The 13,022-nt window shown below is 58.2% G+C and carries 12 protein-coding genes; 8 read left to right on the top strand and 4 right to left on the bottom strand.

Features of this window, described 5'->3' with window-relative positions:
* Window positions 1–10 precede the first annotated feature (10 nt).
* From ACL2XO_RS07400 to ACL2XO_RS07370, 7 genes are all read left to right on the top strand, one after another.
* The gene (locus ACL2XO_RS07400) at window positions 11–955 is read left to right on the top strand and encodes an ABC transporter permease (protein WP_413742473.1); all 945 of its coding nucleotides are present in this window, start codon (window positions 11–13) and stop codon (window positions 953–955) included.
* On the top strand, window positions 952–1,839 hold the full coding sequence (locus ACL2XO_RS07395; protein WP_132923062.1) for an ABC transporter permease: 888 nt from the start codon (window positions 952–954) through the stop codon (window positions 1,837–1,839). Before ACL2XO_RS07400 ends, ACL2XO_RS07395 begins: the two co-directional genes overlap by 4 nt.
* A complete protein-coding gene (locus ACL2XO_RS07390; protein ID WP_413742472.1) occupies window positions 1,836–3,512 on the top strand; it encodes a dipeptide ABC transporter ATP-binding protein in 1,677 nt (558 codons plus the stop codon). Before ACL2XO_RS07395 ends, ACL2XO_RS07390 begins: the two co-directional genes overlap by 4 nt.
* Window positions 3,509–4,567, top strand: coding sequence for a putative FMN-dependent luciferase-like monooxygenase (locus tag ACL2XO_RS07385; protein WP_413742471.1), 1,059 nt, complete (start codon window positions 3,509–3,511; stop codon window positions 4,565–4,567). Before ACL2XO_RS07390 ends, ACL2XO_RS07385 begins: the two co-directional genes overlap by 4 nt.
* A complete protein-coding gene (locus tag ACL2XO_RS07380; RefSeq protein WP_413742470.1) occupies window positions 4,564–5,676 on the top strand; it encodes an alkylhydroperoxidase domain protein in 1,113 nt (370 codons plus the stop codon). The genes ACL2XO_RS07385 and ACL2XO_RS07380 overlap by 4 nt, the downstream gene beginning before the upstream one ends.
* A 341-nt stretch (window positions 5,677–6,017) precedes the next feature.
* Window positions 6,018–7,427: a YeiH family protein gene (locus tag ACL2XO_RS07375; protein ID WP_132923066.1), complete on the top strand. Its 1,410-nt coding sequence runs from the start codon at window positions 6,018–6,020 to the stop codon at window positions 7,425–7,427.
* Window positions 7,427–7,627, top strand: a complete 201-nt coding sequence (locus tag ACL2XO_RS07370; RefSeq protein ID WP_132923067.1) for a hypothetical protein — start codon at window positions 7,427–7,429, stop codon at window positions 7,625–7,627. Before ACL2XO_RS07375 ends, ACL2XO_RS07370 begins: the two co-directional genes overlap by 1 nt.
* 209 nt (window positions 7,628–7,836) lie before the next feature.
* Here ACL2XO_RS07370 and ACL2XO_RS07365 read toward each other — a convergent pair whose 3' ends face one another.
* From ACL2XO_RS07365 to betC, 4 genes are all read right to left on the bottom strand, one after another.
* Window positions 7,837–8,157 carry a helix-turn-helix domain-containing protein gene (locus tag ACL2XO_RS07365; protein ID WP_413726784.1) on the bottom strand — a complete coding sequence of 107 codons (321 nt, stop codon included), beginning with the start codon at window positions 8,155–8,157 and terminating at the stop codon, window positions 7,837–7,839.
* Between the two features lie 2 nt (window positions 8,158–8,159).
* The gene (locus tag ACL2XO_RS07360) at window positions 8,160–8,519 is read right to left on the bottom strand and encodes a type II toxin-antitoxin system RelE/ParE family toxin (protein ID WP_203522518.1); all 360 of its coding nucleotides are present in this window, start codon (window positions 8,517–8,519) and stop codon (window positions 8,160–8,162) included.
* Window positions 8,520–9,421: 902 nt separating this feature from the next.
* Window positions 9,422–10,366, bottom strand: coding sequence for a choline ABC transporter substrate-binding protein (choX, locus tag ACL2XO_RS07355; protein WP_413742469.1), 945 nt, complete (start codon window positions 10,364–10,366; stop codon window positions 9,422–9,424).
* 20 nt (window positions 10,367–10,386) lie between these two features.
* The gene (gene betC / locus ACL2XO_RS07350; RefSeq protein ID WP_413742468.1) at window positions 10,387–11,931 is read right to left on the bottom strand and encodes a choline-sulfatase; all 1,545 of its coding nucleotides are present in this window, start codon (window positions 11,929–11,931) and stop codon (window positions 10,387–10,389) included.
* Between the two features lie 107 nt (window positions 11,932–12,038).
* Here betC and ACL2XO_RS07345 point away from each other — a divergent pair, with 107 nt between their 5' ends.
* On the top strand, window positions 12,039–12,986 hold the full coding sequence (locus ACL2XO_RS07345; protein WP_413742467.1) for a choline sulfate utilization transcriptional regulator: 948 nt from the start codon (window positions 12,039–12,041) through the stop codon (window positions 12,984–12,986).
* The last annotated feature ends 36 nt before the right edge of the window (window positions 12,987–13,022 follow it).

Raw genomic sequence — 13,022 nt, 5'->3', positions numbered from 1 at the left:
AGCGCAGAGCATGCATCGTTATCTGTACGGCCGCCTGGGACAGGCCCTGCTGGTGCTCTGGGCGGCGTTCACCCTCTCTTTTTTCCTGCTGCAGGTCCTGCCCGGCGACGCTATTCTGATCAAGTTCCAGAATCCGGACATGGGCCTCAGTCCGGCACAGATCGCCGATATGCGCGCCGTCTATGGCGCCGATGCGCCGCTATGGCGGCAATATCTGCACACCTTGGTGGATTTTATCCGCGGTGATTTCGGTTACTCCGTACAGACCGGGGTGCCGGTGGCGCAATTACTGACCACCAATCTCCCCCCTACCCTACGGTTGGCGGTGTGCGGTTTTCTGCTGGCGGCGATATTGGCTGGCGGCATGGCATTGCTGGCCGGACTGACTTCCGTCCGCTGGCTGAGGGGAATATGGCATGCCCTGCCCTCCATATTTATTTCGGTTCCCACCTTCTGGCTGGGCATTGTGCTGATTCAGGTGTTCTCCTTTCGGCTCAAATGGGTGCCGGTTATCAACCCCGGCGAATGGGCAGGGCTGATATTGCCCATTCTGACCCTGGCGGTGCCGATTTGCGCGCCCCTGGCGCAAATCCTGATTCGCAGTATCGATGAGGTCCAAACCCTGCCGTTCGTCGCGGTGGCTCGGGCCAAGGGCGCCAGCCGGGCCGGCGTGCTCTGGCGGCATGTGGCGCGCAATGCGGTGCTGCCGGCGCTCACCATCGCCGCCTTGCTGTTCGGCGAGCTGATCGCCGGCGCCTTGATAACCGAAACGGTATTCGGCCTGAGCGGCCTGGGCCAGTTGACCCAACAGGCGGTGAACAACCAGGACGTGGCGGTGCTGCAGGCCATTGTGGTGATTTCCGCCACGGCGTTTGTGACCATCAATCTGCTGGTGGATCTGCTGTATCCCCTCCTTGATCCCCGACTGAAAATGCCCGCCGGAGCCGCCCTATGAGCAGTCTGCCGCTGAACACCCAAACGCCATCGCCTTCGGCCTCTCCGCCGCCCGAGGCTGTAACCCCACCCCGTCGCCGCTCCCGGTTATTCCGCTGGCAGCCCGGCCTGGCGCTGTCCTGGCTGGTGATGGCAGTGGTGATTCTGTGGGCCCTTGCCCCCGGACTTTTCACCCCTTACAGCGGCACCGACGGCATTGCCGGCGCACAGCGGCTGGCGCCGGCGGCCGGTCACTGGCTCGGCACCGATCAGCTGGGGCGCGATCTGTACGCCCGCATCGTTTACGGCGCGGCCTGGTCTCTCTCCGGCGCGCTGGTGGCGGTGGCGCTCGGGCTGACGGCCGGCACCGCCCTTGGGGTCATTGCCGGCGCGGCGGGACGGGGCACCGACAGCCTGATTATGCGTTTTATTGATGTTCTGCTGTCCATACCCGGCCTGCTGCTCTCCCTGAGCATTATTATCCTGCTGGGCTTCGGTACCGTCCATGCGGCTATCGCCGTAGGCATCACCTCCATCGCCAACTTCGCCCGCCTCGCCCGGGCGGAAGTGGTGCGGGTGCGGCACAGCGACTATGTGGAAGCCGCCTACGGCAGCGGCGGCACCTTTGCCGCCGTGCTGTGGCGCCATATCCTGCCCAACTCCCTGACCTCGGTAACGGCATTTTCCGCCCTGCAGTTCGGCAATGCCATCCTGGCTATTTCCACCCTGAGTTTCCTGGGCTACGGCACCCCGCCGCCGACGCCGGAATGGGGTTTATTGATTGCCGAAGGCCGGAATTACATTTCCACCGCCTGGTGGCTGACCACTTTCCCCGGCCTGGTGGTGGTGCTGGTGGTGCTTGCCGCCAATCGAATCAGCCATTCATTCGCCAGGAGCCATCGATGAGCCTGATATTAGCGCGATCCGACACGTTGATTCCCCAACGTGAACCGGTGCTGGAGCTACAGGATCTTTGTATTGCCTATCGCAGCGGCGGCGAACAGCGGCGCGTGGTGCATGACGTCTCCTTTCGCCTTTATCCCGGTGAGGTGCTGGCGCTGGTGGGAGAGTCCGGGTCCGGCAAAACCACCACCGCCCAGGCCATTATCGGCCTGTTGGCGGAAAACGGCCGGCGGGAGCGGGGAACCATCCGTCTGAACGGGGCCGATATCAGCCGCTGGCCGCAACGCCGGCTCGATGCGCTGCGCGGCGTGGGCATCAGCTTGATACCGCAGGATCCTTCCAGCTCCCTTAACCCGGTGAAGACCATCGGCAGCCAGGTGGCGGAAATTCTCGATATCCACCGCCGCCTGCCCCGCCGGGAGAGGGATGCCAAAGTGATCGAACTGCTGACCCGGGTCGGCTTATCCCATCCGGCGCAACGGGCCGGCCAGTATCCCCATGAGCTTTCCGGCGGCATGAAGCAGCGGGTGCTGATTGCCATTGCCGTCGCGCTGCAGCCGGCGCTGATCATTGCCGACGAACCCACCAGCGCCCTGGATGTCACGGTGCAAAAACGGATCCTTGACCTTATTGACGAACTGCGCCGGGAGTATGGCACCGCGGTATTATTGGTGACCCACGATCTGGCGGTGGCGGCCGAACGGGCCGACCGACTGCTGGTATTGCGTCACGGGCGGGTACAGGAACAGGGCAACACCGCCGATGTGCTGCGGGCACCGGCCAGCGCCTATACCCGGCAACTGTTCGCCGATGCGCCGGCCCTTGCCGCCGTAACGCGCATCCAGCCGCATCGGCTGCACGCCGCGGCGCCCATCATCCGGGTGGAGGAAGCGGCTAAAAATTTCCGCCTCGGCGGGGGCGGTGAAGTGCGAGCGGTGGACCGGGTGTCCTTTGTGGTGGAACGCGGCACTACCCATGCGCTGGTGGGGGAGTCCGGTTCGGGCAAGACCACTTTGGCACGCATTCTGCTCGGCTTTCAACGGCCGGATGCAGGTAGAGTGCTCATTGACGGCATTGACATTGCCCGCCTTAAGGGCGAGTCCCTGCGGCAGTTTCGTCAAAAAATCCAGTTGGTCTACCAGAACCCGTTCGGCTCGCTCGATCCGTCCTATACCCTGTTTAGGATAATCGAGGAGCCCTTGCGCAACTTCGCCCCCCTCTCCCCGGCGGAACGGCGGCGCCGGGTGGAAGAGACGGCCGACCGCGTCGCGCTGCCTTTGGCGTTGCTGGCGCGCCGGCCACGGGAATTATCCGGCGGACAGCGGCAGCGGGTGGCCATTGCCCGGGCCCTGGTGCTGCAGCCGCAGATCCTGGTGCTGGATGAAGCGACATCGGCGCTGGACGTCACCGTACAGGGGCAAATATTGGCGCTGTTGCAGCATCTGCAAACCGAGCTGGGGCTCACGTACGTCTTTATCTCCCATGACCTGGCCACGGTGCGGCAAATCTCACACAGCGTTTCGGTCCTGTTCAAGGGCCGGCAGGTGGATTGCGGTCCGGTAGCCGACATATTCGACCATCCCGGGGCGGACTATACCCGGGAGTTAATCAACGCCATTCCCGGCCGGGGCGGAACCCTCCTTCCCGCGCCGCGGCAATCGAGGACCGATGCATGACGGCTAAGCGTTTAGGTTTTTTCACCCGCCTGCTGGATAAAGCCGCTCCGCGGCAGCGCTACCTGCTGGCGGCGGAGCAGATTATCCATGCCGAGGCGCAGGGTTTTGATACCGCCTGGGTGGCCCAGCATCACTTCCATGAAGACGAAGGCGGCCTGCCGGCGCCGCTGGTGTTTCTGGCCCATGTGGCGGCGCGGACCCGGCATATCCGCCTGGGTACCGGCGTCATTACCCTGCCGATGGAGCTGGCGCTGCGGGTAGCGGAAGATACCTCGGTACTTGACCTGCTGGCGGAGGGACGCCTGGAAGTCGGACTCGGGTCCGGCGGCACGCCGTCCTCTTTCCCGCCGTTCGGCCTGCTCAGCGACGAACGCGCCGCCGCCTATGCCGACAATCTTGCCATCCTGCGATCGGCCTGGCGCAACGAGACCTTGAGCGACGGCGGCAACCGCCTCTATCCTCCGGCCCCGCAGTTGGCCCGCCGGGTATGGCAGGCCACTTTCTCCGTTGACGGCGCCGCCCGCGCCGGAACCGCCGGCGACGGGCTGATGTTATCCCGCACCCAGCCGCGTCCCGCCGATAGCCTCGATTTACCCCTGGACGAAATCCAGAATCCCATTATCGATGCCTACCTTGATGCCCTGCCCGCCGGGGCGACGCCGCGCATTCTCGGGTCACGCACCGCCTTTGTCACCGACAATCCCCAACAGGCCCGGCAACTGGCGGAAGCGGGACTGCGCCGCCAGGCGGAAAATGCCCGCGCCAACGGACAACCCCTTGCCGGCGACCGGCTTGATGATTTTATCGCCGCGTTTGACGTCCATCTCGGCAGCGCCGAACAGGTACTGGCCTCCCTGCAACGGGACAGCGCCTTGGCGCGGGTCACAGACCTGGCGTTCCAGGTGCACTCCATCGATCCGCCCCATTCTTATATCCTGCGATCCATTGAACTGATTGCCCGGCAGGTGGCGCCCGCATTGGGATGGATACGACAACGCCCCGCGACGGAGTTGACGCCGCCCCGCACCGACCCTTTACCTGAGGACATCAGATGACACATACCCTAACGGCGGCGGATCTGCTCGATCGGCTGGCAGACATTGCGCCGGACTCGCCGCTGGCGGCGGCGCGCATTACCCGCGATGCGGCGACCCAGCATATTCAGGGCAGCTATCTGGCGCTGTTCGCCGACGACGGCATAGATTTTAGCTTGCCGGACCGGCTGGCGGTGGCGCGCCAGGTGGCTGAGTGGCATGAAGACAGCCGTTTGACCGCACATTATGCCGGTCGTCTGTCCAATCCCGATCCGGGTACCGGCGGTTCCCGGCTGCAAAGCGCGTTACATCACGCCGAACGGCTCAGCCGCCATCCCTCCGCCGCCACGCCGGCGCATCTGGAAGAGCTGCGCCGGGCGGGCTGGGGGCCGGATGCCATTGTCACCTTGTCCCAGTTGGTGGCCTATGTCAGCTTCCAGAGCCGACTGCTGAGGGGTTATCGTTTAATAGCCGGACAGCCCGTGGACAACCCCCTGCCTCTGCCGGTGGGCGCCGCCGCCTGGCGTACCGTCGGCGCCACCCACGGCGGCCGTCCCGCGCCCCATGCATTTACCCAACGGGAGCTGGGCTGGGAGCCGTGGCTGGCCGCCAAGCCGCTGAAGGAATTTACCTTGCAGCAACAGGCGACCCTTGAACACAACGGCCATGCCGATTCCGATTATTTCCGCCTGCTCGGCCGCAATCTCCCGGTCCTGGAGCAACGCACCCTCACCGATAAAGGCATCTTCTATACCGCCGGCGGCCTGGCTCGCCAGGAACGGGAACTGGCGGCGGCGGTGGCCAGCAAAGTCAACGGCTGCATATACTGCGCCTCGGTGCATGCCCGCAAAGCCGCCCAATTATCCAAACAGCCGGATGACATCCAGCGCCTGCTGGACACGCAGCCAGGAGTCAAATTGAGCGCCGGCCAATCCCCCCGCTGGCAGGCGGAAATCGATTTTGCCGCGGCGTTGTCCGCCACCCCCGCCGTGGCCGCGCCGGAGCATATCGCCCGGCTGCGGGAGTTGGGGTTAGGCGATCTGGAATTGCTGGATCTGGTACAAGCCACCGCCTTTTTCGCCTGGGCCAATCGTTTAATGCTGACACTGGGAGAACCCTTTGAGAAATAAGTATCGGCAATATAAAATCTTCCGGCGTTTTATTACAGCCAATCTGCCATAGGCAATGGCAATGGCAATGGCAATGGCAATGGCAACATGCTTGACGCACGAGAAGGCCAATCATAGCTGTATTTTATCTAACGTAATGCAATTTACGTATTAAAACATGCCGGTTATTTGCCTGCATAAATAAGAGCTGCTTACCGGCTGCATATTATAGATTAAATGGTTATTACCCATAACAGAAAGATAATATCCTCGGGGTATCAATTTCGCTATTTTCTCTTCAAAGCATAAAAAGTTAAAAAAATATTTTTCTCCATTCGGCAAGGCAAAATAGAGGCAAAATCATGAGCACAAGTGAAAGCAGCGACGTGGTAATAAAATCACCTGACGGGCGGTCCTCTTCCCGCTGGTGGCAGCAGGAGGATTGGTGGTCGATTTTCCTGGCGCTGATATTAATCAGCGCCGCGTATATTCTTTTTTCCCAGGGCGGCAGCCTGAAATGGCTGGCCACCGGGCCGACCAAATGGACCACGCTGGGTGAAGCCGGCGCCGATTTACTGCGCCGCTTGCCGGCATTAGGCGGCCTCTATCTGGTATGGGCGGTATTATTAACCATCAGCAGCGCCATTATCGGACATGACAGCCGAAAATTCCTCGGCGGCTTCACTGTCCTGTTTATTGTTTCGGTCTTTATTTTCCAGCTCGGCGCCTGGGCCAGTGCGTCTCGTTATAACCTCGAACCGCCGTTGCTGGCGCTGGTATTAGGGCTGGTGGTATCCAATATCTGGCAAATTCCGGACTGGCTGGCGCGCAGTCTACGGGTGGAATATTACATCAAAATCGGTATCGTGCTGTTGGGGGCGACGCTGCCGCTGACGCTGATTCAATGGGCCGGACCGGTGGCCATAGGCCAGGCGGCCATTGTCTCCCTGGTGACCTTTTTCGCCATTTTTATCACCGGCCGCTTGCTCGGTCTGGAAAACCGCTTCGCCGCCGTACTGGGCGTCGGCGGCGCGGTGTGCGGCGTATCCGCGGCCATTGCCGTGGCGGGTGCCGTGCGAGCCAAACGGGAACAGGCTTCCGTCGCCATCTCCCTGGTGATCATCTGGGCCATCGTATCGCTGCTGGCGCTGCCGTTTATCTCCCGGGCGCTGGGACTGTCCACCGGCGTGGCCGGCGCCTGGATAGGCACCTCGGAGTTCGCCGATGCCGCCGGCATCGCCGCCGCGCAAACCTACAGTGATTTTGCCGCCCACTCTGGGGGCGCCATTGCCGGCAATCCCGATGCCGCCGTGCAGGCTTTTACCCTGATGAAGGTTATCGGCCGGGATATCTGGATCGGCATCTGGGCCTTCGCCCTGGCCATCGTGGCCACCACCTGGTGGCGCGGTGAAGATGGCACCGTCAGCGCCAGAGCCGGTTCCGGGGAAATCTGGCGGCGTTTCCCGAAATTCGTGATCGGGTTCGTCGTGGCTTCGGTGTTCGTCACCTGGCTGAGCAGCCATTACTCCCTGGCTGAATACCGCACCACCGTCACCCCGGCCTTTATCGCGCCGATTACCGCGCTGCGCACCTGGGCCTTTATTTTCTGCTTCCTGAGCATCGGCCTGAGCACCCGCTTTGCCAGCCTGACCAGCACCGGACTGCGTCCGTTCTGGGCGTTTACCGTCGGCGTGGTAATCAACGTGCTGCTGGGCTATTTCCTGTCGGTGCATGTCTTCGCGGATTTCTGGAATCAGCTGGGTAATTCCTGATGAACACCCCCGCCGAACGTCGCTGCGAACACTGCCGCTTTTGCCTGCGGGATCGCGGCGGAACCGAGCAGCTGATACCCGGCCTCGCCATGCTGGGATCGGCCTTCGGCGCCAGCATCGGCGATTCGCGGTTATGCCGCCGCCACGATCGGCTGGTGTCGCCGAACGATAGCTGCCCGGCGTTTGCCGGAAAAGAGTGAGCTTAGCTTAGCCCGCCGCGTGCGGGCTGATATCGCTGCTGATAGTCCACCGGTTGTTTCACCATTCTAAACACGGTCACTTCGCCGGGGGTTTGTGCGGCAGCAAGATGATAAAGGATATAAATAAATTCACTTGATTCGTCAATCCGAGCCTTCAAAATGGATATATCTACACCACGGTTAGATGCGATGCTTAAGGTCCGTTTCCGTCATGCCGCAACCGTAATACCGGCGGCATAAGCCTGGCGCGCGGGCTGGACGCTGATCTCCACATGCTGGTCAAACGACACCAGAGCCTGCATGAGCCTTTCCAGAGAAATGTTTTGCAGCTTATAACGGCGAACCTGAGATATCTTAGGCTGAGTCATACCGGTTATTTCGGCAGCTTCCACCTGACTTAGGCCTCTCTTTTTGATTAATTCGTTGAGTTTAATCGCCAGCGCCGCTTTTGCCGATAGTTCTTCCGCGTCTTCAAATCCAAGATCAAACAATACATTATCAGAACCTTGAGCATGGCTTTTGTTGGTCATCACTATCTCCTGTCCTCCGCATAGCGAGTGAGTACTGCCTTAAACCTTTTTTCGATCAGTTCCACATCCGGCCGCGGCGTGGCGATGCCGGACTTTGATTTCTTTTGAAATGCGTGCAAAACATGTATTGCCTCTTTGATCCGTAATGTGTAAACAGCCCGAAATGTATCGCCTCGGTGGTCACCTACCAGCTCGTAGACTCCCGGACCGAGCCCTTTCCAAGATCTTACCGACTCGGGAGTTTGGCCCAACTGCACCACAAACAATCCGATGCCCATGTCCTTTTGAACGGAAACCGGGAAGGTTTTGAAATCTCTTTTCGAAGAGCTCTCCCAATAGAGGATTTTACGTTTATGAGTCATAAATTATACCCGTTCAGATATAGAAGGCAAGTAAAGAAATCAGGGGGAGCCATCGTGGGAGCAGAGCTAATAAGACAAGTTATTCTTTTGATGCAGTGAATTATCATTATCAAAAAAATATCCTACCATTGAATTAGTAGCATTAGCGAAAATTGATCAATAGGTAATATTTTCAATATATTAATTTGTTTTAAAATGATCCACTTATGCCCTTAAACACTAGGAATTTTTTATATCATAAAGCAAAATTTAACTTAAAATTAATTTTTAATGATGAAAATTTTTAATTATTACACCATATTAAATTATCATAAAAAAATGATGGATTTAAATTTTTGAGCATATAATTATTTCTAAATTTAAATTTTTAATAATGGTAATAATATCTCTAAAGTAATTATGTTTGACGAATATGGTCATGTTTGAACTGAATGTTCTTGTCTTTTTTGGCTTGGTTTTCAAACTAATGAACGGCTCGATAAATAACGGATAATTTCTGTTTATTTCCAAACCGGTCCTGGCATGACTGCTTCGGCCAGGTATCCTAGCCCAGCGGCGCTATTCGGCGTTTACCGGAAAAGAGTGAGTTTAGCTTAGCCCGCCGCGGGCGGGCTGAATAAATGCCCGATTGGGCCAGCGCAGCGGCGGTTTCAAATGGCGGGATCACTGTGTTTCAAAGTTTTAGAAACGCAATAATATAAATCATATTTGTGATCTTGTCGGACTTTCGCTGTCTGGCTTTAAAGTCCAATAATATAATATGATCGCCTCAAGTTAAAAAATTTATCCTATCGAATCATATAATAATAAACATACCAAGCGCCAGATATAATCAAGCGCTTGGCTAGGGTGAGATACACACCAATGTTATACCGAGCCCTGTCGGGGTTCATGTAAAAGATCTACAGCGCCAGCGACTGCCGTACCGCCGCCAGGCCCGGCTGCCCCTGGAGGGTGGTGACGCCGTCCAGCCAGCGGGACAACAGCTCCGGATGCTGCTTGAGCTCCTCGCGCGCGGCATCGCGGGGGGTTTGTTTATCATCCAGTGCGCGCTTGATGAGCACATTTTCCAAATCCACGGTAAACGTCAGCTGGCTGAACAGCCGGCCGGCATTAGGGCATAACGCGCTATAGTCTTTGCGGGTCACGGTATTCACCGTGGCGCTGCCGTAATTGGGGCCGAAGTATTTATCCCCGCCGCTGAGATAGACCAGCTTATGATGGGTATTCATCGCATGGGGCTCCCAGCCGAGAAACACAATCCACTGCTGTTTCGCCACCGCCCGATCCACCTGCGCCAGCATGCCGCTTTCGCTGGATTCCACCAGCGTCCAGCCGGTCAGGTTAAAATCATGCTTATCCAGCATGGTCTTGATATTCTGGTTGGCCGGCGCGCCGGGGGCGATGCCATAGATTTTGCGATCGAACTTATCGCCGTATCCGGCCAGGTCGGCAAAGTCCTTCACGCCGCCCCGGGCTACGTAGTCCGGCACCGCCAGGGTGAACTTGGCGCTGTTGAGATTGGCCCCCAGCACCTGCACCGAGCCATCGCCGGTGAATTTCGATATCACCGGCCGCTGGGCCGGCATCCAGTTACCGAGAAACACATCCAGCTGACCGGTTTTAAGCCCTTGATAGGCCAGGGCCACGGAGAGATTCTGTACCTGCTGTTTATAGCCCAATCCCTCCAGCAGCACGCCGGCCACGCCATTGGTGGCGCCGATATCGGTCCAGCCCGGATCGGACATCTTCACTACGCCGCAGTCGGCATTGTCGGCGGCATAGGCCATAGGCAGACCGGCGGCCAGAGACATCCCCAGAGTAAATACAGCAGAAAACACACGCATTTTATACCTCGTTATAATCATCATGAGCGGGTTGAGGACGGGCGAGGATAGCGCGCCCGCGCCTCCTGCTCATCCAGGGTCTGGTTATTACGGATGTATCGTTGGCCTGCGTCCTGGCGCGGCTGGTAATCCCATGCCGCCGCTTCCCCCAGGACTTCATTAAGAAATAAGCGCTTGTGCTGGCTGGCCAGCACCTGCCGGTTAAGGGCGTCCAGATCCCAGCGCAGAGCCGCCTCCCGTTCAAAGCCGGCAATGTCATTGCCGTATTCGGGGGATGCCGCCAGATTATGCAGCTCCAGCGGGTCCCGGCTGATATCGTATAACTGCGCCGGTTCGCCGGGGGAGGCGATATATTTCCACGGTCCGCGGCGAATCATGACAATCGGCGCCAGCGCGCCTTCCGCCAAATATTCGCCGTAAGCGACGTTATCGCCGCCATCGCCGCCCGTTTCTCCTGTTAGATAGGGCACCAGGCTGCGCCCGTCCAGGGGAGCGGCGCTCTGTTCCGGCGTCGGCGCACTGCCCGCCGCCAGCTCAACCAACGTCGGCAGCACATCCACCAGCGACACGTTCTGCGAAATATGTCGAGGGGCAAAACGGCCGGGAGCGTGCACGATAAGGGGAACACGCGCCGCGCCTTCATAAAAATTCATTTTGTACCAAAGGCCCCGCTCCCCCAGCATTTCCCCATGATCGGAGAGCACGATGGTGATGGTGTCCTCAGCCAGGCCGGTAGCCGCCAGGGTCTCTTTGATCTGGCCGAACTGATCGTCAACATAGGCCAGCGCGCCATAATAGGCATGCCGTGCCCGGCGTATCTGCTGTTGGCTCAACAGGCCGTCGGTCAGCTGATACATACTGCGCAGCCGCCGGGAGTGAGGATCGTCCGCCACATCCGCGGCCGATACCCGCGGCAGATCGATGTCCTGTTCCCGGTATCTCTCCAGGTAACGACGCGGTATGGCGAAGGGATCGTGGGGATGGGTCAGGGACATCACCAGCAGAAACGGCTGTTCATTACCCTGGCGGGCGATATCGAACAATTTTTGCCGGGCGAAAAACAGCGCCTCGTCATCAAAATCCAGCTGATTGGTACGGATGCACTCTCCGGCATCCAGCACCGAGCTCATGTTATGATACCAATCCAACCGCCGCTGGGGATTGCGCCAGTCCGGCGTCCAGCCGAAGTCCGCCGGATAGATATCGGTGGTCAGGCGTTCATCAAAACCATGCAACTGATCGGGGCCGCAAAAATGCATTTTCCCGGACAGATAGGTCTTATAACCCTCACGGCGTAAATAATGACAAAAGGTCGGATTCTCGGCGCGAAATTCCGCGGCATTATCATAGACGCCGTTATGGGAAATAAATTGTCCGGTCATTAATGACGATCGGGAAGGGGCACATAATGGACTATTGCAATAAGCCGAATTGAATATTACGCCCTCCCGCGCGAGAGAATCAATATGCGGTGTCAGGCTGACGGTATTTCCATAAGCGGATAACGCTCCGGCGCTCAATTGATCGGCCATTAATATTACGATATTCGGTTTCTTTCTAAGCATAGTTAATAATTCGCTTTAAATAACCCACCTTGGCAGTGGTACTTTTATCGCACAAACATTTTTTTCTGTGAACCGGGTATTTTCTTATCGGTCAATAAGGAGACGTTATGTCTGGCAAATCTCGGCTCCCGCCGTTACAGGCATTGGCTGTATTTGAAGCGGCGGCGCGGCATTTGAATTTCACCGCCGCCTCGCTGGAATTAGGTTCCTCGCAGCCGGCGGTCAGCCAGCGCATCAATGCGCTGGAAAATCAACTGGGCACGCCCCTGTTCGAGCGTCGTCACCGCGGCGTGGTACTGACGGAAACCGGCGAACAGCTCTATCAAATCGTCCGCGCCAGCCTGCAGGGCATCAGTCGGCAGATTGAGAAAATTCAGTCGAAAATACAAAGGGATGTATTGCGTATCGACACCGATATGGGTTTTGCCGGCTACTGGCTCCTGCCGCGGCTGGACCCGTTGCAACGCTTGATTCCCAATGTGGATGTGCAGATTTCCACCTCACCCAATGAATTTTCGCTGCGCGACAGCAGCGCCCATCTGGCCATCTCTTTTGGCGACGGGCAGGTGCCCGGCTGCCGGAGCGATAAGCTGTTTCCTGAACGGGTGGTGCCGGTCTGCAGCCCGCAATTTTTCCTGGCCCACGGCCGGCCGGAGAGCGCGGAAAGCCTGCTGCGCCTGCCGCTACTGAATCTGCCCGATCCCCGCCCCTCCCGCTGGCTCAATTGGACGGAATGGTTTCGCCGGCAGCGTTTGGACCCCGGCGAGGGTGTCACCTCGCTGACGTTTAACGCCTATACCCTGGTTATCCAGGCGGCCATAAAGGGCCAAGGCGTGGCATTGGGCTGGCGGCCCCTGGTGGATCAGTTTTTATCCAGCGGCGAGCTGGTGACCTGCGGGCCGGAGTGCCGCACCGAGCGGGGCTATTATTTAATTCAACCGATACCGGAAAGTGACAGTCCCTTGAACCTGAAAGTCAAAGAATGGCTTTTAAGGGAGGCGCTAAGCTTTTATCCGCGGGAAGAAAATACCCCGGCCGTCGTGAATTTTGTTTAAACTTTTTAGCTATAACTCATATGATAATAATGTATA

Source organism: Sodalis sp. RH15, assembly GCF_047324255.1.
GTDB classification, from domain to species: Bacteria; Pseudomonadota; Gammaproteobacteria; order Enterobacterales; family Enterobacteriaceae; genus Acerihabitans; species Acerihabitans ligni.
The sequence above is the reverse complement of the archived record's forward strand: the minus strand, read 5'-3'. Positions and strand labels throughout refer to the sequence as shown.

What these genes read in the sequence shown, in the direction of transcription:
- ACL2XO_RS07400 (WP_413742473.1), top strand. Translation starts at nt 11, where the DNA reads ATGCATCGTTATCTGTACGGCCGCCTGGGACAGGCCCTGCTGGTGCTC.
- ACL2XO_RS07395 (WP_132923062.1), top strand. Translation starts at nt 952, where the DNA reads ATGAGCAGTCTGCCGCTGAACACCCAAACGCCATCGCCTTCGGCCTCT.
- ACL2XO_RS07390 (WP_413742472.1), top strand. Translation starts at nt 1,836, where the DNA reads ATGAGCCTGATATTAGCGCGATCCGACACGTTGATTCCCCAACGTGAA.
- ACL2XO_RS07385 (WP_413742471.1), top strand. Translation starts at nt 3,509, where the DNA reads ATGACGGCTAAGCGTTTAGGTTTTTTCACCCGCCTGCTGGATAAAGCC.
- ACL2XO_RS07380 (WP_413742470.1), top strand. Translation starts at nt 4,564, where the DNA reads ATGACACATACCCTAACGGCGGCGGATCTGCTCGATCGGCTGGCAGAC.
- ACL2XO_RS07375 (WP_132923066.1), top strand. Translation starts at nt 6,018, where the DNA reads ATGAGCACAAGTGAAAGCAGCGACGTGGTAATAAAATCACCTGACGGG.
- ACL2XO_RS07370 (WP_132923067.1), top strand. Translation starts at nt 7,427, where the DNA reads ATGAACACCCCCGCCGAACGTCGCTGCGAACACTGCCGCTTTTGCCTG.
- ACL2XO_RS07365 (WP_413726784.1), bottom strand. Translation starts at nt 8,157, where the DNA reads ATGACCAACAAAAGCCATGCTCAAGGTTCTGATAATGTATTGTTTGAT.
- ACL2XO_RS07360 (WP_203522518.1), bottom strand. Translation starts at nt 8,519, where the DNA reads ATGACTCATAAACGTAAAATCCTCTATTGGGAGAGCTCTTCGAAAAGA.
- choX (WP_413742469.1), bottom strand. Translation starts at nt 10,366, where the DNA reads ATGCGTGTGTTTTCTGCTGTATTTACTCTGGGGATGTCTCTGGCCGCC.
- betC (WP_413742468.1), bottom strand. Translation starts at nt 11,931, where the DNA reads ATGCTTAGAAAGAAACCGAATATCGTAATATTAATGGCCGATCAATTG.
- ACL2XO_RS07345 (WP_413742467.1), top strand. Translation starts at nt 12,039, where the DNA reads ATGTCTGGCAAATCTCGGCTCCCGCCGTTACAGGCATTGGCTGTATTT.